Annotated in this window: 22 protein-coding genes; 14 read left to right on the top strand and 8 right to left on the bottom strand. The window is 48.3% G+C overall.

The annotated features are described in order from the left end of the window. Nucleotides 1-36 precede the first annotated feature (36 nt). Nucleotides 37-1,521, bottom strand: coding sequence for an endonuclease/exonuclease/phosphatase family protein (locus tag PAEVO_RS15450; RefSeq protein ID WP_100538336.1), 1,485 nt, complete (start codon nt 1,519-1,521; stop codon nt 37-39). 179 nt (nt 1,522-1,700) lie between these two features. On the opposite strand from PAEVO_RS15450, the gene PAEVO_RS15445 reads away from it, so the two are divergent. Next, nucleotides 1,701-2,102 carry a hypothetical protein gene (locus tag PAEVO_RS15445; protein WP_243390790.1) on the top strand — a complete coding sequence of 134 codons (402 nt, stop codon included), beginning with the start codon at nt 1,701-1,703 and terminating at the stop codon, nt 2,100-2,102. 332 nt (nt 2,103-2,434) lie between these two features. Here PAEVO_RS15445 and PAEVO_RS15440 read toward each other — a convergent pair whose 3' ends face one another. From PAEVO_RS15440 to PAEVO_RS15420, 6 genes are read right to left on the bottom strand one after another with little or no spacing between them, the layout of a single operon-like run. After that, nucleotides 2,435-3,526 (bottom strand): class I SAM-dependent methyltransferase, encoded by a 1,092-nt coding sequence (locus PAEVO_RS15440; protein ID WP_100538335.1) that lies wholly within the window; start codon nt 3,524-3,526, stop codon nt 2,435-2,437. Nucleotides 3,527-3,555: 29 nt separating this feature from the next. After that, nucleotides 3,556-4,116, bottom strand: coding sequence for a methyltransferase domain-containing protein (locus tag PAEVO_RS15435; protein ID WP_100538334.1), 561 nt, complete (start codon nt 4,114-4,116; stop codon nt 3,556-3,558). Nucleotides 4,117-4,154: 38 nt separating this feature from the next. After that, a complete protein-coding gene (locus tag PAEVO_RS33850) occupies nt 4,155-4,325 on the bottom strand; it encodes a hypothetical protein (RefSeq protein WP_165789671.1) in 171 nt (56 codons plus the stop codon). Between the two features lie 22 nt (nt 4,326-4,347). Then, nucleotides 4,348-5,580, bottom strand: a complete 1,233-nt coding sequence (locus PAEVO_RS15430; RefSeq protein WP_100538333.1) for a glycosyltransferase family 4 protein — start codon at nt 5,578-5,580, stop codon at nt 4,348-4,350. Further along, entirely contained in the window at nt 5,577-6,308 is a 732-nt protein-coding gene (locus PAEVO_RS15425) for a glycosyltransferase family 2 protein (RefSeq protein WP_100538332.1), read from the bottom strand. Before PAEVO_RS15425 ends, PAEVO_RS15430 begins: the two co-directional genes overlap by 4 nt. A 33-nt stretch (nt 6,309-6,341) precedes the next feature. Beyond that, nucleotides 6,342-6,941 (bottom strand): hypothetical protein, encoded by a 600-nt coding sequence (locus PAEVO_RS15420; RefSeq protein ID WP_100538331.1) that lies wholly within the window; start codon nt 6,939-6,941, stop codon nt 6,342-6,344. 469 nt (nt 6,942-7,410) lie between these two features. Between PAEVO_RS15420 and PAEVO_RS34375 the strand changes: the two genes are divergently transcribed. The 10 genes from PAEVO_RS34375 to PAEVO_RS15370 all read left to right on the top strand — a co-directional run bounded on the left by PAEVO_RS34375 (nt 7,411) and on the right by PAEVO_RS15370 (nt 12,597). Beyond that, nucleotides 7,411-7,722: an NUDIX hydrolase gene (locus PAEVO_RS34375; RefSeq protein ID WP_243390789.1), complete on the top strand. Its 312-nt coding sequence runs from the start codon at nt 7,411-7,413 to the stop codon at nt 7,720-7,722. After that, on the top strand, nt 7,703-7,900 hold the full coding sequence (locus PAEVO_RS34370) for a hypothetical protein (RefSeq protein WP_243390788.1): 198 nt from the start codon (nt 7,703-7,705) through the stop codon (nt 7,898-7,900). The genes PAEVO_RS34375 and PAEVO_RS34370 overlap by 20 nt, the downstream gene beginning before the upstream one ends. 43 nt (nt 7,901-7,943) lie before the next feature. Next, on the top strand, nt 7,944-8,360 hold the full coding sequence (locus PAEVO_RS15405) for a hypothetical protein (RefSeq protein ID WP_100538330.1): 417 nt from the start codon (nt 7,944-7,946) through the stop codon (nt 8,358-8,360). A 114-nt stretch (nt 8,361-8,474) separates the two neighbouring features. Then, nucleotides 8,475-9,014, top strand: coding sequence for a YfiT family bacillithiol transferase (locus PAEVO_RS15400; protein WP_243390787.1), 540 nt, complete (start codon nt 8,475-8,477; stop codon nt 9,012-9,014). Nucleotides 9,015-9,112: 98 nt separating this feature from the next. Then, nucleotides 9,113-9,580, top strand: a complete 468-nt coding sequence (locus PAEVO_RS15395) for an NUDIX domain-containing protein (RefSeq protein ID WP_100538328.1) — start codon at nt 9,113-9,115, stop codon at nt 9,578-9,580. Nucleotides 9,581-9,641: 61 nt separating this feature from the next. Then, a complete protein-coding gene (locus PAEVO_RS15390; protein WP_100538327.1) occupies nt 9,642-10,220 on the top strand; it encodes a hypothetical protein in 579 nt (192 codons plus the stop codon). A gap of 54 nt (nt 10,221-10,274) precedes the next feature. Continuing rightward, nucleotides 10,275-10,964: an HAD family hydrolase gene (locus PAEVO_RS15385; RefSeq protein ID WP_100538326.1), complete on the top strand. Its 690-nt coding sequence runs from the start codon at nt 10,275-10,277 to the stop codon at nt 10,962-10,964. Nucleotides 10,965-11,072: 108 nt separating this feature from the next. Beyond that, the gene (locus PAEVO_RS15380; protein WP_100538325.1) at nt 11,073-11,585 is read left to right on the top strand and encodes a hypothetical protein; all 513 of its coding nucleotides are present in this window, start codon (nt 11,073-11,075) and stop codon (nt 11,583-11,585) included. A gap of 34 nt (nt 11,586-11,619) precedes the next feature. Next, nucleotides 11,620-12,306: a class I SAM-dependent methyltransferase gene (locus PAEVO_RS15375; RefSeq protein WP_100538324.1), complete on the top strand. Its 687-nt coding sequence runs from the start codon at nt 11,620-11,622 to the stop codon at nt 12,304-12,306. Nucleotides 12,307-12,330: 24 nt separating this feature from the next. Next, nucleotides 12,331-12,597: a hypothetical protein gene (locus tag PAEVO_RS15370; RefSeq protein WP_100538323.1), complete on the top strand. Its 267-nt coding sequence runs from the start codon at nt 12,331-12,333 to the stop codon at nt 12,595-12,597. Nucleotides 12,598-12,657: 60 nt separating this feature from the next. On the opposite strand, the gene PAEVO_RS15365 is transcribed toward PAEVO_RS15370, so the two are convergent. Continuing rightward, nucleotides 12,658-13,545, bottom strand: a complete 888-nt coding sequence (locus PAEVO_RS15365; protein WP_100538322.1) for a LysR family transcriptional regulator — start codon at nt 13,543-13,545, stop codon at nt 12,658-12,660. A gap of 165 nt (nt 13,546-13,710) precedes the next feature. On the opposite strand from PAEVO_RS15365, the gene PAEVO_RS15360 reads away from it, so the two are divergent. The 3 genes from PAEVO_RS15360 to PAEVO_RS15350 all read left to right on the top strand — a co-directional run bounded on the left by PAEVO_RS15360 (nt 13,711) and on the right by PAEVO_RS15350 (nt 17,275). Then, entirely contained in the window at nt 13,711-14,058 is a 348-nt protein-coding gene (locus PAEVO_RS15360; protein WP_100538321.1) for a nuclear transport factor 2 family protein, read from the top strand. Between the two features lie 50 nt (nt 14,059-14,108). Next, complete coding sequence (locus PAEVO_RS15355) at nt 14,109-14,903, top strand: SDR family oxidoreductase (protein ID WP_100538320.1); 795 nt, start codon at nt 14,109-14,111, stop codon at nt 14,901-14,903. A 311-nt stretch (nt 14,904-15,214) separates the two neighbouring features. Next, nucleotides 15,215-17,275: an alpha-galactosidase gene (locus tag PAEVO_RS15350; protein ID WP_100538319.1), complete on the top strand. Its 2,061-nt coding sequence runs from the start codon at nt 15,215-15,217 to the stop codon at nt 17,273-17,275. The last annotated feature ends 17 nt before the right edge of the window (nt 17,276-17,292 follow it).

The raw sequence follows: 17,292 nt of genomic DNA, 5'->3' as shown, positions 1-17,292 counted from the left end.
GATGGCGTATCCGGCGATCAAGGGGGACTTTTTATTTTACGGTTGACCTGGAGAAGGGATCTGGTGGGTCTCTTTTTTCTGCATAATGCTCGTCAGCGGCTCGGGCTCTCGATACGTGATCGATTCATTAATCCCGGCATCCAGTTGCCCGTTATTGAACTGTACGCCTATAAGATGCGTGCCGGATGGCGACGAGATGCCCAAGGAACGTCCGCTGGTGGAGGTTCCATTCAGCCCCTGATTGTTCCCCGGCGTGAAGACGGCCAGCAGTTGAGAAGGCGAGAGCTCATCTCCGGAGGTATTATAGTTGGCTAGGAACTGCTCCATACTCAGGTCATAACAGCAGGGCTGCTTCTTGATCCAGATCACTTTAGTTTCATTAGGGCCGATGATGGTGTTCGTGCTGTAGCGATCCTTCGTAAGGGTCCAGCGGTTGGACTTGGATTTATCGAACGGAAGCGCAGGGTCGTAATAGTAGTAGATTTGGTATCCTTCCAGGTCGATTTCCCGGTCATTCGGGTTGTAGATCTCCACATAATTGTAATTTCCTTGTTCGTTCGAGTTAGCGACCACCTCAGTGATATGAAGGGCAGTGGTCAGAGGCGGCTTAGGCACCGTTTCTTCGGTCGTTTTGTTGGATTTTTGCAAGGTGCCTTCCATCATGATGGGATAATGATCGCTAGGGTATTGGCCGTTTTCATTGTAGTTGATAATCTCGCTGTGCAGGACATTCCAGTCTTGGTTATGCAGAATCCAGTCAATCCGGTTTCCGCTGCCGCCGCCCGTAGGGTCCTTATAATTATGGAAGGTTCCCAGGTCATCGTTGGTGCGTTTCTTGGCGGTGACATGTCCGTCCGACAGCCCGTTGCTTGTAAAAATCGAATGCGTATCGCTTCCCGGAACGGTATTGAAATCGCCGGTCACGACCACGGGGATATCCGAGGCAAAGGCCTTCATTTTGTCGACAATGAGTGCGGCGCTCTTCTGCCGGGAAACCTCGGATTGGTGATCCAGATGCGTGTTGACCATATAAAAGGTTTTGCCGTTCTGAAGATCTTGAAAGCGAACCCAGGTTGCCATCCGCGGAATCTGGTTACCCCAACTGGCGGAGCTGATCGTCTGCGGCGTATCGGACAGCCAGAAGTGAGACTGTTCCAAGGGCTTCAATCGCTCCGTATTATAAAAAATCGCCATGTACTCCCCTAAGTTCCCGCCTTCACGTCCGATTCCAATTCGGTCATACCCCGGCAGATCGTTCTCTATATCAACGATTTGCCGGTGAAGTCCTTCCTGCGTCCCGATGACATCCGGTTTATGCTCCAGAATCAGGTTCTTCGTGACAGGGCGGCGCTTCTCCCAAGGTTGACTGTCGTTGGCGGCATAACGCAGGTTGAAGCTCATCACGCGCAAAGGTCCTGACGATGCTTCGGCCGTGCTTGCCAGTTCGCCGGAAGTGGATAGCGAAGCCGACGTCAAAAATGTAAGCATCATGAACAGGCTGGTGATTTTGGGGATTCTCATTAAAGTTCCTCCTTCGTCATGTGCAAGATGATGTTTCTTCTAAAGCCGGTAATTAAGTAGGTTTATCCTGTCCTCCCTTCCTGATTTGCCCATATCATATCTTATTTTTAGCGGGTTGCGTATTTACAATATTTTAGGTTTTTGCTTTCCTTTTGGATATTGGTGGAGGAAATGGTTGAGTGTATCAGGAATATACCATTATGAATCGAGGTGATTATGGTTTGAAGACATTGAATTACGGTTCAATTATCAGCTCTTTGATTATCGGGATTTCCATCGTTGCGGCGAGTTTTATACTTCAGGGGACTGAGGGTTCAAAGTCTGTGCCAGCTGTTGCGGATGAAGCCTACTTGGTGCAATCTGAAAGTCCGTTAATGACTCTTGAACAAACCGCTGAATTCTTGAACCTGACCGAGTATCAGGTGAAAAATATCATCTCAGCCGAGAATGCGGTAAGAGGGCAGGGGGCTGCTGCGGGTTCGCGGTTTCCTTATATTGTGGTGCAAAACGAAATCTATATTAGCAAAATGGGGCTTATCTCATGGCTTGAGGAGGCTACGCAGGAAAGAAGGGTGTATTGATTCTGCGTTAGTTACGATCTAAGGCCCTTAAACTAACATGAAGACGGACAAAACCTGCACTCAACCCGAGGTTGAGTGCAGGTTAGCTTACTCTACTTCCGCGTTATGTAGCACATGATCCCGGAAAAGTTTCATCAGGCTGTTCGTGATATGTAAACCTAGCCCCACCGCTTTTTTTATTTCGCCGGTCATTCCCGGCTCTTGCGGTGGGTCGGTACATGAATGAGGCCAAGAAGAGCCATTGTATCTGCAGGGCCTTTTGACCTCAACGCTGTAATTAACGTCTCAAGAGCACCGCCTTCCGAGTTTCAGCTCACCTGTAAACACCCATTTCAGGTTTTTAAGAATACGCCGAGCTCCCTTACTTTCCCTGTGCCCGATGTTGCCGCCAGCTTCACGTACCGGGTGAAATGTGTATTTTGCAGCAGAAGCGATTTTTCCGTTTCAGGCTCGCCGCCGGATTCCCAGAAAAGCATATCGGTTATGCATTGATTGATTTTGCGCAAAAAAGCGTTACGGATATCCCGGTCTCCCATAAGATGATAAAAAACGGTTAACAGGATGCCAATCTCATATCTCTGAAGTCTAGATGAAGATTCGAAGCGGTCCGGAAGCAGATTAAAGTTCACCCTTTCCAGCTGATTCAGCCGCAAAGCCAGATCATAATGCTCAGCCATCGGTTCCAGCCCGGTTACGTGCGCACCTTCGCGAACGAAATGCCGCGCGTAATATCCGATATTGCAGCCGATATCGATCACTTTCGTACCGCGAAGCGAACGTGAGCCCAAGAAATCCATCATGATATCAAGTCTTGTCGGATAGATTTGGTCGCGCTCGCTTTTCAAATGAAGATAGGAAGGGTGCAGTATGGGCGTATAAATAAGGTTCCTTTGATATCTCTGAAAAGAATCGGCAACCTCCGAAAGCCCTTCGATATTCATCCAGTGAATATAATCTTCGCAGGATATTTTGACTTTAATGCTCCTTTTACCTTGGCAGTACAAAAAAGTCGACCTGTGATGCCCGTCCCTCAGGTTAAAATAACCTCCTGCGCGATTAAATTTCACCAAAGGCGGATTTTGGTGTAAAAAAGCGCTATTGGACGATAAATCCACCTTCATCATGTGAAACTGATTTTTCCTAAAGGCGATGACCTCTTGATCATTTAAAGGTGGTTCGATTCCCCGGGTGATATAGATTTTCTTATACCAATCCAGGTACGCCGACGGGCTGGCTTGTTCGTTCATGAAATATCGGTACAGGCTTTTGTGCGAATTAAAACGCATGATTGGAATATCAGCGGAAAGCTTATGATGTTCGTACCAGTGATCGGTGTAGTTCGGAACATCCTTTTTTCCTTCCTCCGTGACCAGATCCGTGAACAGCAGTTCAATCGGGACATCAACATGTAAATACCCGGACATCGCTCACCCTCCAATTTATCGAAATCCCCTTACTTCGAAGAAAATAAATACGTTGAAAAATCTCGGTTAATATAATCTTTAAAATGCCTTTTGGCTTTAACCGGGAAAGCATCAAGTTCCTCGGTTGTCCAGATGCTGCGGTGGGCCTCGAACTCATTGCCGTACACCGTACCTTGCGGCCATTCCGTTCCGATGGGAATGTTCAGCAGAACGTGCTTGCTTCTTGCAATGCCAGCATTCAGAAGGGTAACCGCCTTGTCCTTTTCGAAGTGCTCCAGAACATCACCCATGATTATGACGTCATATTCTCCGGGCGAAGAAGACGGAATAAATTCAAAAGCGTCAGCGATGTGAATCTTATCGTAGAAATACGAATGGTACCGATCAATGTTTTTAGGAAATATTTCGATTCCTTCCACCCTTACCTTCCAATCCTTGCGAAATACCCGACCTGACCACACATCGAGGAATTCGCGGCATAACATGCCCCAGCGGCCAAATCCAACGCCGACATCAAGTACCGAGGACGGTGAAATTTGACGGAGTAGTTCCACGCAATATGAAATATTTTGCCAATTGGATGTTCCCATATTCTTCTTCCCCTCTAATTCTTATTGAGGCGATGGTCCTAAGCGTTCATCATGAGATTGATGATGCGGAAATCCGGAAGGAAGTATTCTTTGGGGAGATTGGCGGAAATCCGGTCCCACACCTGTCGGTTGACAACAATATGCGGCTGGGAAAGCTGGGTTAAAAACAACCCGTTGTATCTGTCCCCGGGAACCTGATGCACGTTCATGACAAACACCGCCTTTTTAAAATTAGGATTGTTTTTTTAGAGACACCTGCTCCGAATAAACCTCTGTCAAACGCTTGACCATCGTCTGGAGAGACCGGTTTTTTAAGGCCCACGCCAGCGCATTGTCTCCAAGCCTGCGCCGGAAAGATGGATCTGACAGCAACCGGCCCAAGTGCAGATAAAGTACATGCGCGTCTCCCGGAGGCGACAGCAATCCATCAACGTTATGCCGTACCGCTTCCTTTAATCCGCCTGCGCTGGATGATGCGATGGGAAGACCTGCTAGCTGTGCTTCCATAACCGAGTAGGATAGGGTTTCCATCAAACTGGGCATTGCGAAAATTTCGGCCTGACTCAGCAAATAGGGGACGTCCTCCCGGCTTCCCAGGAAACGCACCGCCGACTGAATGCCCATCCGGAGGCATAACTCCTCGTATTCCTTGCGCTTGTCCCCGTCTCCGACCAGCCAGCACTCCCAGTCCTGGCGGTCTACATACAGCCTGCACAAGGCATTCAGCAAGACATGGATCCCCTTCTCGTAGCTAAGACGCGAAGTGCTGATGATCACGGTTTTACCCGTGGGCTTCGCGATCGGATTTAGGGAAACCGTACGCATGCTGCTGTGAAAAAAAGGGATGTCGATGGCGTAAGGAATAAGAGCAATCCGTTCGGACGGAGCCCTAAATTGATGAACCATCACTTCCTTAAGCCATTCGGAAGCAAGAAGGATTTTATCGCTTACCGAGCTTCCCAAGTATTCCATAGATTTATAGTATTTCCAGACCAGGGAGCTCATCGGGTCTTCCGAAGAAGTTTTGTTGTTCTTCAGCATATCCAGTACCGTGAGAGCCGCAGAAGCGTGAATGGAGGTCACCAACGGTATCCGTTCGGGTTTTATGCGTTTTATGGCAGCGGCGGCAAGAACGTCCTGCGCGTGTATGATATCGTATTGGTCAAGACCGATAAAAGCGAGCGATAACTCCATGTTATACCTGTCGGTCTCCGCCCCCCTGACCCAGGGATGCTCGGCAATTAAAGGCGCGGTGGCAGGGGTTATCTTGTGATCGAACATTTCTTTGAAGTGAACCTTCGGAACCTCCTGGTTACCGTTGAAAATATAAAATCGGTTCAGTCCGTTCCCAAAAAGATCCACCTGATGCCCTTCTTGTTCAAGTCCCTGTTTCACCTGCAACATATATTTCCACACTCCGCCGACATGCGGGATTTGAAAATAGGTAGCCAGCAAAATTTTCAAGGCTTCCGCCCTCCTGTTAGTAATACCTGTCTTCGCTGCTCCAGCCTGTCGCTATATATGGCCTGAAGGGCCGCGAATTCTTGCTTAAGGGCGTTTTGGTGCTTTAAGGTCCCCATGTTCGGATGATAACGGTAGTGCAGAAGAATATCATGCAAGTAATGAAATTCGTAACCGGTGAGCACGACCCGGCACCACATGTCGTAATCCTGCGTGTATTTAATCTTTTCATTGAACATGCCGACCTTTTCAAAAAGGTGTCTTTTCATCATGGTGGTGCAGCCATTAATCGGACATGCAGTTTTTAATCGATCAAGCAGCTCCATAGTTGAAGAAAACGAAAAATTAGGGGCTTCTTGGAGCACTATGTTCCGTTCGTTGACGAAGTTGAAGTTTGTACTGCTGATCCACGCTCCGCGTTGCAGCATAAACGAAATTTGGCGTGCTATTTTGTTGGGGAGATAATAGTCGTCCGAACTAAGCCAAGCGATATAATCTCCTTTAGCTTCTCGAATACCGGCGTTAAGAGCGGAAGCCGTTCCCCCGTTGATCTTTCGGATATACCGGATGCGGTCAATATAAGGAGTTAGGAGATCCATATGCTCGGAAGACCCGTCATCGACCACAATGACTTCCATCTCAGGATAGGTTTGCGCCAAAGCACTCTCTACGGCTTGTTGAACATAGGAACAGTTGTAAAAAGGGATAATAACTGAAACCCTCGGTAACATGTTTTCTTGCCTCCCGCCCGTGTCTGACCCCGGTTAGGAAAGTACCGGCTTTCCGATCGGGCTTTTTATAAATTCATCTTGGGTTAAATAGATCAGCTGATCGACGCTCCATTGAAAGTAGGAAAAAACCATGGGACCTTCCACTTTTCGCAGCATTCGCCGTTCGCCGTAGTAAATATGACCGTTCGGGGAGCAGTACAGGCGTCCGTTTAGAACCGGGTGCTGAAGAAAAAAAGAGGTGCTAATGGAGTGTCCAACCGGCAAAGAACGAACCAAGGAATCCGGGACATGCACGATTTCGTCCATTTGGCACCGCAAACGTCGGAACACTTCCCCAGACTGGATCGGGAACAAACGGCTGTCCATCCACAAATAAATCCCAGATCCGCTCCCCTTTACGAATACAGTTGCCGGGGCGCACTTCGCCCACGGTCCCGAAGCCGCCGTCACGCCTTCTCCAAGAGGATACGGGCGAAGCAGCATATCCTCAAGTGGTATGATTTTATTGGTCATTAGTTTGTAAAAATAAAAGGAACTGGAATCCATAACGGGCCGTTTTTTGCCGTGTTCAATCAGAAATACAGCCGAGCCCGAACCGCGGACAAGCGTTCCATCGGGAATCTTGGTAATCATGTTCTGGGCATGGTTATTATTAATAGTACTCCCTCCCTTCACCAGTCTTCAATAATATACTCTTTGCTTTAGCAGCCTGACCCGACGCGTGACTCTATCTTCAAAAAAAAGACTCCTTGCAAGAGTGACTTGCAGGAGACTAGAGGCATCATTTATATTCAAAACCAATCGAGTTATCGTAGAACTGAGTCCTATTTATCTGCCGTTGCCGCGTGAATTGAGCAGATTCGGGACTAAGGCTTCGCATGGTTTCTGGATTTTACGGATCCTTATGGACAAGCTTGGATCATTATGCGCGAGAAGGGGAGTCATTTGTATTGAATTTTCAACAACGCCGCGCGATTGCACGTTATGTGCTTTAACGGTAGAATGATGTTAATCAGCCAATATTTCATCCAAGAACCCTCCTCGTGGTTAACGCCAAAGGTGGGTTCTGTTTGTTTATGATCATGTGCAAAGGGATGTGGATATGACGGAAAATGGAAATGTTCTTGTGGTCAACGTTACCCTTTTTCAAGGGGATCAAGTGCTCATCATCCAAGAAAATAAACCTTCGGTGCGGGATACCTGGACCTTCCCGGGAGGGCGCATCGAGCCTGGGGAAGCTATGCTTGAGGCGGCTATAAGAGAAGTGAAGGAAGAGACAGGTTATGATGTCCAGTTGACAGGCACCACAGGCGTGTATCCATTTATCAGCAGCTTGAATCACCCAGTCATCATGTTCCATTTTACCGGAGAAGTGGTGGGGGGGCTTGCTTCAATTGGGAGCTGGCGAGATTAAAGATAGCCGGTGGGTTAAGCTGTCCGATATCCTGGCGGATGACAGCATGGAATTCCGGGATGCTGCCGTGATGAGACAGATCGTGGAGAATCTCAAGAATGGCGTTCAGCACTCGCTTGAATTGTTTCATCCTTCTTTGCTTCTAACTTCAAGCGAATCGCATAATCATATTTCTTAGCGTGTCATTTCGTGTTTTTTCTGAATAAAGGAGTGAAAGAGGGATGATCCATTTTAAAAAAATCGCTTTTGGCGGATTCGTTATGATTGGTATGTTCATATTACTGTACCTGATGACAGAAACTCTTCATGAAATTCAAAGATCGTATCAAGATTTTTCTCCTCAGCTATTTTTCTTATTAAAGATGAGCCTATGGGGATTCCTTTTCGGAGTTTTAATAGAGTGGAGAGCGCTAGGATATGTGATTAAAGGGCATATTCATGTAAGCTGGTTACTGTTACCTGCTATTATACTTATGGTCGTGGTGTTTATTCCGTGGATCTATTGGGCAGAGTGGTTTGGCTTAGGAAGGTTTTTCGTTATAGAGGTGTTAGGAAAACCGGAAATTCACATGCTGCTTACCGTATTCTCAGGTGTATTGTTTATACGATCCGTTGGAGACAACAGATATCGGGGCTAAGCTATGACTGGGTTTAGTAAAGGGTATGGCAAGATGGTTTAGTGCTGTTGTGAAACACAGATCCTTTGTTGCTTGGAACCGTAGGATACGATGATGTATCGAGGAGGTAAGGAAGTGGGCGGTATTCGTTTTCCCCTTGGTTCCTTTGAGCCGATAGAAGAGCCAACATTAGAGGAAAGGCATAAGTTTATACAACGCATTCCGACGATCGCACCGACGCTTCGGCAAATCATAATGAAATGCCCCCATGCTCTGCTTCGATATCCCTATTGTGAAGAGGGTTGGAGCATTCAGCAAATCGTGCACCATCTGGCTGATAACGACATGAACGCATACTTGCGATTTAAACGTGCATTGACCGAGAATGAGCCGCTGGCAAGCTCGTACCGGGAGGATTTATGGGCGGAGCTGAGTGATTACACGGAGGTTCCCATAGAGAACTCGCTTTCGCTTCTGGAAACACTTCATTTTCGTTTTCTTATCCTGCTTAAGGATTTACAGCCTGAGGATTTCAAAAGAACGATGAGAACTCAAGTGCTCGGCAGTATTACCCTGGATATCGCGCTGCAGCGATTCGTGTGGCACAACCAGCATCATATCGCGCAGATTACATCCATATTGAACCGTGAAAACGCGAAGTTACATAAGGAGTGAGGCTAATTGAGCTGGAGATCGAAGTATGCTTGGCGTTAATAATAGCGAACAGATTCTAATCATCCATTTGATTAGGAATCCAAAGGAGCCATCAAATCATGGGAATGTCAGACTACTATAAGGATCTAAGAGAAAAGATCGGAAACCAGTTAATATTTATGCCATCCGTTGCGGGGATTATCCGTAATGAGCAGGATTTTATTTTATTTGGAAGAAAGCATCAAGAAGCATTATGGGGACTTGTGGCTGGCGCCATCGAGCTTGGGGAATCCCCGGCAGAGGCGATGACTCGCGAAGCGAAGGAAGAGACGGGGCTTGATATCGTACCTGAACGAATTATTGGAGTATATGGTGGAAAAGAACGCCGATATACGTACAGCAACGGACATCAAGTGGAGTACCTGACCATTGTGTTCGAGTGCCGCGTCATCTCGGGTGAGTTGGATCGTGAGAACGACGAGTTTGCGGAGCTCGTGTTCTTTCCAGAGGATCAACTTCCGCCCATGGCTTTAAAATATCCGGAGCATATTTTCATCAAAGCGAATGGAGAGCGGGCTCTATTCTGAAGGGGATGACAGACTGAAATCTAAAACGTATGCATGAACTTAACTTGGAGGTGAGCGGCCTATGTCGGAGAGCAAGGAAGCAAGATGGAATCCGCATGCTGCCGTTCTTGGTTTGGTCGTAGGCATATACGTTGTGATCTATGCCGGAGTAATCATCCGGTTGATCTACCACTATCATATTGTATTGTCTTTTTTATCGGTAGTATTGGTTTCTTTGCCTGTTCTGTTGCTGCTGCTCATTCTGTATCTAATATCCAAAACATCGAGGAGCAAGTTACATCCCACGCATTATTGGTCGACTGGCATTATCGGGGTACTTCTCTTATCTTTTTCAATCTACGCCTTAAGTTACAACCAATCGCAGCAGCACTTCGATTACAACCGTTGGGTTGGTTATCCAGAACAAAGATCGATTATGGTGGACGATTTTTTAGAGAAACATGATTTGATCGGATTAACTCAGGGGGAAGTGACGGACCGCCTCGGTGCCAACGACAATGCCAAATGGGCAAATGGCGATGACGATAAAGCTGTGTATGATCTTGGATCACTGCGAAGGGTCGATTACAAGAGTGAGGGTCTTTTTATTTACTTTGATGAGCGCGGGTTGGTCAATAGCTATGAGATTGTACCGAAGTAGGATATACAGAGGTGATCCCTTTCCTAGACCAAGACAACAGAAAGCAGGTCCGCTATGACGTTAAAAGCGATATTTTTTGATTTGGATGAAACATTAACGGACAGAAGGGCGTCGATTGACTCGTTCATTGAGCGATTGATTGCCAGGTATTTCCCGGACTCCGATGAAGATACTCAGCTTAGGATAGCCAAGCGATTTAAGGAGGCGGATCATAACGGTTACCGGGATAAGCGCGAGGTGTATGAGATGCTGGTCGAGCATCTTCAGTGGGTGAATCCGCCTACGGCCGACGAATATCTGACATTTTTCAGGGAAGAAATCCCGCTATGTATCCAGCCGATGGATCAGCTGTTTCCCGTACTCCGTCATTTGAAGTCTCAGGGATTGAGGCTTGGCATCATCACCAATGGAACCGTTCAAGTTCAAGAGGGGAAGATCCGTCAACTGGGTATACTTGAGTATTTCGATTCCATCGTAATTTCCGAAGAGGCTGGCATTAAAAAACCGGATCCAAGGATCTATATGAGGGCTTTAGATCTGCTTAACGTACTGCCATCAGAGACGTGGTTCGTGGGAGACCACCCGCATAACGATATCATTGGAGCAGCGCAATGCGGTATCAAACCCATATGGTGTACGAGAGCTGGAAGCTGGGACTACTCCGAAGAAGTAAAGCCGTACAGGACCATACATAAGCTGGAGGAATTGATTCGTATTTATACCGAACACGATGAGGAATGGTAAGCGGCAGCGTAATGTTAAGGACGCGGGTCACTTCATAACCTTTAGATGCCTTAGATATTTATGACGAGAGGCTTTTGCAGGGAAGCTTGAGTGAGGTGGAGATCACAAATGAAAATAAAACAAGTCATCGGTTTGCTCATCAATGCGCTTGTCTGTCTGATCCTGGTTCTATTCGGAAATGCGATGACACCCATACCCGGCGGCAGTTCCGGTAACGGCAATCCCGCCATCCTGCTGCTTATCCCTCTGAGTATCCTTTTTCTCGTGTTGGTCTATCAATGGATTCGCGTATGGAAAGGTGTGAAGGTATCCCTGAGCAGGTTAAGCCTCTTGATCTTAGCTCTGACCGGCTATATTATAACGGGTTATATATATCAGCTTCATAGACTCGAAATCTATAGAACAATCCAAGCTGAAGCAATCGAATCCAGATATGGTGAAGTGGACTGGGTTCATATCGAATCCATCACAACCGGTATTTTATCGATCCATATGAATAATCAATTCTTTAATGTAAACACGTACTTTATGATGGTTGCCTTCTCGCTTCTATTGTGTTTCGGGTACAAGTTGATCCAAGGACTCTTGAACAGAAGACAGCGAACATCAGTGAAGAATTAAACCTGGAAGCAGGTAGGATAGGGGATGGCATGTTATGTCTACGAACGGGATTTACGATAAGCAGGCCGAAGCTTATGAGGCCATGGTTAGCAAGCAGCCCGATTTATCGGGTATCATTCATGGTATCAGACCATACGAGGGCTTGAATGTACTTGATTTGGGGGCAGGATCAGGCCGATTATCTATGGTGCTTGCCCGTGATGCCAAATCCTTGATTTGTACCGATATATCCGAGCCGATGCTGAATATTTTAGATGACAAATTATCCGAAGTTTATGATTCTCGCAATTGGACTACCGTAGTCGCTGATCATCGCAGCCTGCCGGTTGATTCCTCGAGTGTAGATCTGATCGTATCGGGCTGGAGTATTAGTTATCTGGCTGATTCAAGCCATGAGCAATGGAGTGACAATCTCGGACTTGTCATGGCAGAGCTGCAGCGCGTTTTGAGACCAGGCGGGACGATCTTGATTCTGGAAACGATGGGAACCGGAACGGAGACACCGAATCCTCCCGATTTCCTAACCGGCTATTACGCTCAATTGGAGCATCGATACGGATTTAGCCATCAGTGGATTCGAACGGATTATGTATTTGATACAGTAGAAGAGGCACTGCAACACACGGGATTCTTTTTTGGAGAAGAGCTAACGGACAAGATCCAGGCGAAACAATGGTCAACCGTGCCGGAGTGCGCAGGGATCTGGTGGAAACATGTTTAAGCAAAGGACGAAGGATGTGGCCTCGTGGAGCTTCTAATGTATGTGGTTTTGTTTATTCTTAACATTCCGATATACAAGTGGGTGTTTAGACGGATTTTTAAGGATGTGGACGATCTGAAGCAATCGGTGAAATATTCGTTTACACCGGACATCATATCCTTGTTTCGAGGACGGTTTTGGAAGGATCAATTCGGAGAGCTGAAGCTGTCCGTTTTCTATATTTGTTGTTTGGGAATCTTCGTCATAGAGTGCGTAGTTGTGACCCAGGTGGTCGATGTGATCTTTCAATGATTCAAAGGCCATCCAAGCGTCATTTTGACCTGGATAGCCTTTTTATTGTGTACCAAACGGTTACTTCCCGCCGACTTGATAATGATGCTTCACATATTCAATGAATCGTCTTGCCGCAGGCGAGAGGTAGCGGTCTTCGCGCCATTTTAAGCCAATCTCCCAAAACCAGCCTTCATCGGTAATGGGAATCCACGAGAGACCTTCCAGCATAAGGCCGGCCGTTTTCGGCAGAACGGAGACGCCAAGTCCCTCTTTAATAAAACCCGCTACGGTGGTCAAATCTTCTGCATCGTACGTCGAAGACAGAATAAAGCCGGTATGCTGAAATCGCGATTGAATCGTGGCTCGAAGGCCGCAATTATGCTTCAGGCCGACGAACGGCTCTCCGGACAAATCCATCAGACTTAGGGAGGGACGTTTCGCCAAGCGGTGGCGGCTTGAAACCACGATATATAAAGGCATGGTTCTCATGACCAGCCAGTTATGTTGGTCCATAGTAGATTCCCTAGATGTAATCATGAGGTCCGAATGCCCTTTTTCCAAATGTTCGTCAATATCGCCGAGGTTTCCCTGGTTTAATTCAAAACGAACCTTGGGATGAGCCAGCTGATAGGTCCTGACAAGAGCAGGGACGAGATCGACCCCTAAAATATTCAGGTAAGAAACCGAAATGATCCCCGTATCGGGATTGGACAATTCTTCGATTTCCTGCATCCCGTTTTGAATGTCCTGGAGTGCCTGCTCCACCCATCTGGCAAACATGCTGCCATAGCGGTTAAGCTTCACATTACGGCCATTTCGTTCAAAAAGAGGGACGCCCAGCTCGCTCTCCAACTTGGAGATAGCGTGGCTTAATGCCGGCTGCGTGATGCTGAGCGCTTTCGAAGCCTTCGTCATATGTTGAAGACGGGAAACCATCAAAAAATACTCCAGCTGGGTAAGCTCCAATCTTCAAGCACCTACTTTATATGAATTTTATTTATAAATTTTATGATTATTATAAATTGGACGTTATGAAAGCGTCAAGGTAAGATATCTTTGTCTTCAACCGGACCGGGGGAGGATAAGCGGCGTCAAGCCTGAGGAATATCACATCATAAGGAGTGAAGCGTTATGATCGAGATAAGCGAGAAGCAGCTGCAGAGTGTAATTCGCACATTTTTATCGGCAAGCAATGATCATGATACAAACCGGATGCTTTCATGCTTCGGCAAGGATGCTATAGTCGTCGATGACAGCAGGGAGTTCAGGGGCAAGGCAGCCATACAGAAATGGAGCGACGACGAATTTATCGGCGCACGGGTAAATGTCCGGGCGACCAACATTCATCATCGCCTAGACCAGTACATCGTTTCAACCGAAGTAAATGGTGATTATCCGGCAGGCCCTTGCGATTTTGAATTTTGTTTCACGGTGCAAAGCGGTCAGATTTCAAAATTGCAGATCTCTGAATCCAAGTAAGAAAAAATACCATATTCAAAATTTAAGGGTACGAATACTGGAGGGCAATTATGAAACAAAGACATGAAGGACCATGGAATGAGTTTGAAGGCAAAAGAGTGCTGGTTACTGGAGGAACCAGAGGAATGGGTCAGGCCATCGTAAAGCGGCTTTCAGACGGTGGGGCGGCTGTACTGACTACCGCCCGTTCCGAACCTAGCGTTCGGGTCGGCTCCGGCGTGTTCGTTCAAGCCGATATTGCGACGTCTACAGGCGTCGACAAGGTGGTTCAAGGTGTACAGGAGCACCTGCATGGAATTGACATCGTGGTGCACTGCGTAGGCGGTTCGACTACACCCCCTGGAGGGGCGCTTGCCTTAACCGACGAGGATTGGGTTCAAGCCTTGAATTGGAATCTTCTCGCAGCGGTTCGTTTGGACAGGGGGCTGCTGCCGTACATGGTAGAGCAGGGATCAGGTGCCATCATTCATATTACTTCGATACAGAGACGCTTGCCGCTCTATGAAACCACGCTGGCTTATGCCGCGGCGAAGGCTGCCCTTGCCAATTACAGTAAAGGGTTATCCAACGAGTTTTCCCCGCGGGGCATTCGAATTAACGCCGTATCGCCCGGATTCATTCAGACGGAGGCTGCAGATGCCATGATCGACCGGATTGCGTCGGTATCAGGAAGCCGAGAAAGTGCGCTCCAGGAATTGATGGATTCGCTCGGTGGGATCCCTCTAGGACGTCCCGGGCTTCCAGAAGAGGTAGCAGAGCTGGTGGCATTTCTTGTATCGGACAGGGCGTCATCCATAACGGGAAGCGAATATGTGATCGACGGCGGCACCATACCAACCGTCTAATGATAAGATCTAGCGTGAGAACAGTGGTACTTCATCATCCATATGTAAAACAGGCTATCCGGAGAACTTAGGCGCTCTGCGATAGCCTTTTTTTTCGAGTGGGTCCATCGCCAGCGATCGGCGGAGAGTGATCATATTGCATTTTAACAAATGAGTTGCTCCAGATGCGTTACATCCCGATATGGATCGGAAGATCGTTGTATAGTAAGCGCTTTACCCGCGCTTCTATAATGATAGCAAGCTGTAAAAGGCTCTAAAAGTTGAACGGCCTGAATGCAGCACAGATGCACGCAGAAGGAGGAAATCCACAGATGTTAGGAAGCAGCGATACGGCGGTGAACGTGGGGGTGAATGCCGAAAGTCACATTCGTTTGGCGAATGGCCTGGTGGCCATTGAGGTGGATTTGGAAAAAGGCGGTTACGCCTACGCAGGCAGCAAGGGATTCGCTCTGCAAGAAGTACGAAGCGGCTTTCGATGGCAGGGCCGGGAATACCATACGGGACATTACGACCGCCACTATATGATAGGGCAGCCCGAGAAGATCCAAGATTCGTTCGGAACAGGAATCCATGCCGTGATTAAGCATGAATCCGATCTGCTCCCAGGACTGGAACAGCATTTTTACGTCTATGAAGGGGCTTCATCTTTCATCACACGTGTCGTCATTGTCGGTCAGGAGGACTTAAAGGTAAACCGCATCGCGGTGGTGAAAACCGATAGCGTATCCAGCGGGAGCGAGACGGTTCCGGCAGAAGCGCTGCATGTTCTGCGCGTGCCTTATGACAATGACAAATGGGTGCGCTATCTGACGGAGACGGCCCCGCTGGAGACGGAAAGCTACGAAGTGACGGCCTTGTTCCAGCCGGATAGCCGCAATGGATTGATTATGGGATCGATCAGTCATGACGTGTGGAAGACCGGCATTCGCGTGAAAGGGGAAACGGCAGGCAAGCTGGATGAATTGGAACTGTACGCTGGCGCGGCCGACATCATGACCCGAGATTCCCAGCCGCATGGCTACGTAAGAGGAACGCGCGTCGAATCTCCGCTGGTTATGGTAGGGGATTACGACGATTACCGGACAGGACTCGAAGCGTATGGGGAAGCGAATACGAAGATAGCGCCTGCACTGAGCTGGGACGGCGGCGTCCCGATCGGCTGGAACAGCTGGTCGGCCGCGATGAGCACGCTGGATTACGACCTCTATGTGGCGACGAGCGATTTTCTGAAGCGGGAGGTTCAGCCGCAGGGCTTTCATAACGAGGATACCCTGTACATCAATTTCGATGCGTTCTGGGATCGCCTGACGCCTGCCGAGATGGAGGATGCCTTGAAAAGGGTCCGCGAGAACGGGCACAAACCCGGTACATACTGGACGCCGTTTGCTTTCTGGGGAAGTCCGGCTGGGTTCGGGAACCCCGTGGAGGGCACCGAAGGGAAGTATACCTATGGCGATATCCTGCTTCGCGACCAGGATGGCGAAATTTTGCCGGATGTTGACGGCGGACTTGCGATTGATCCTACACATCCCGGGAACCTGGCGCGAATCGATTGGTTCATGGATAAATTCGTTTCCGAGGGATTTGAGTATATTAAACTGGACTTCTTGGCGCACGGGGCTCTGGAAGGCAAGCATTACAATCCGGATATTACGACGGGGATCGCTGCATACAATTACGGCCTCTCGTATCTGACGGAAAAGCTCTCCCCGGAGCGAATCGGCAGACCGTTCTTCATCAACCTGTCGATTGCCCCGCTGTTCCCTTATTCCTATGCGCACAGCCGCAGAATTTCCTGCGATGTATTCGGAACGATGAAGGATACGGAATATTTGCTGAACTCGCTGACGCACGGGTGGTGGATGAACGATACGCTGTACCGCTTTAACGATCCGGACCATGCCGTGATCTATAAAAGCTTCAACCAGGATTCAACGACCCGCCATGAAGGGCGAAGCCGTCTGACCGCGTCCGTGATCTCGGGAACGGTGCTGCTGCTGGGCGATGACTTCCGGCATGAGGAAGCGGCATGGCGCGCCAAGACCTGGCTGGGAAATGAGGCAATTACTGAGATTGCCCGATTGGGTAGAACCTTTGTGCCCGTAGAGGGGAATCTAGGGAAACAAGCTGCGGATACGTTTGTACTGACACATCCAAGCGAACCGGGAACAACGTATATTGCCGTATTTAACTTTGACGGGGCCGAGTCCGTACAGAAGACGGTTTCCTTGGAACGCTGCGGCCTAGAGGCGCACGCTTCCTACACGGTCCTGGATGTGTGGGAAGGTACGGCAGGTCAAGCGCACGGCACACTTACGGTCGAGCTGTCGCCAGCCGAATCGAAAATCCTAAAGGTTAGCCAAATTCAATGAATAGAAGGAGGAGAGGT

The sequence above is a fragment of the Paenibacillus sp. GM2FR genome, assembly GCF_002803325.1.
GTDB classification, from domain to species: domain Bacteria; phylum Bacillota; class Bacilli; order Paenibacillales; family Paenibacillaceae; genus Paenibacillus_AQ; species Paenibacillus_AQ lautus.
This window is presented reverse-complemented; position numbering and strand designations above follow the sequence as displayed.

What these genes read in the sequence shown, in the direction of transcription:
- PAEVO_RS15450 (WP_100538336.1), bottom strand. Translation starts at nt 1,521, where the DNA reads ATGAGAATCCCCAAAATCACCAGCCTGTTCATGATGCTTACATTTTTG.
- PAEVO_RS15440 (WP_100538335.1), bottom strand. Translation starts at nt 3,526, where the DNA reads ATGTCCGGGTATTTACATGTTGATGTCCCGATTGAACTGCTGTTCACG.
- PAEVO_RS15435 (WP_100538334.1), bottom strand. Translation starts at nt 4,116, where the DNA reads ATGGGAACATCCAATTGGCAAAATATTTCATATTGCGTGGAACTACTC.
- PAEVO_RS33850 (WP_165789671.1), bottom strand. Translation starts at nt 4,325, where the DNA reads ATGAACGTGCATCAGGTTCCCGGGGACAGATACAACGGGTTGTTTTTA.
- PAEVO_RS15425 (WP_100538332.1), bottom strand. Translation starts at nt 6,308, where the DNA reads ATGTTACCGAGGGTTTCAGTTATTATCCCTTTTTACAACTGTTCCTAT.
- PAEVO_RS15420 (WP_100538331.1), bottom strand. Translation starts at nt 6,941, where the DNA reads ATGATTACCAAGATTCCCGATGGAACGCTTGTCCGCGGTTCGGGCTCG.
- PAEVO_RS34375 (WP_243390789.1), top strand. Translation starts at nt 7,411, where the DNA reads ATGACGGAAAATGGAAATGTTCTTGTGGTCAACGTTACCCTTTTTCAA.
- PAEVO_RS15405 (WP_100538330.1), top strand. Translation starts at nt 7,944, where the DNA reads ATGATCCATTTTAAAAAAATCGCTTTTGGCGGATTCGTTATGATTGGT.
- PAEVO_RS15395 (WP_100538328.1), top strand. Translation starts at nt 9,113, where the DNA reads ATGGGAATGTCAGACTACTATAAGGATCTAAGAGAAAAGATCGGAAAC.
- PAEVO_RS15390 (WP_100538327.1), top strand. Translation starts at nt 9,642, where the DNA reads ATGTCGGAGAGCAAGGAAGCAAGATGGAATCCGCATGCTGCCGTTCTT.
- PAEVO_RS15385 (WP_100538326.1), top strand. Translation starts at nt 10,275, where the DNA reads ATGACGTTAAAAGCGATATTTTTTGATTTGGATGAAACATTAACGGAC.
- PAEVO_RS15380 (WP_100538325.1), top strand. Translation starts at nt 11,073, where the DNA reads ATGAAAATAAAACAAGTCATCGGTTTGCTCATCAATGCGCTTGTCTGT.
- PAEVO_RS15375 (WP_100538324.1), top strand. Translation starts at nt 11,620, where the DNA reads ATGTCTACGAACGGGATTTACGATAAGCAGGCCGAAGCTTATGAGGCC.
- PAEVO_RS15360 (WP_100538321.1), top strand. Translation starts at nt 13,711, where the DNA reads ATGATCGAGATAAGCGAGAAGCAGCTGCAGAGTGTAATTCGCACATTT.
- PAEVO_RS15355 (WP_100538320.1), top strand. Translation starts at nt 14,109, where the DNA reads ATGAAACAAAGACATGAAGGACCATGGAATGAGTTTGAAGGCAAAAGA.
- PAEVO_RS15350 (WP_100538319.1), top strand. Translation starts at nt 15,215, where the DNA reads ATGTTAGGAAGCAGCGATACGGCGGTGAACGTGGGGGTGAATGCCGAA.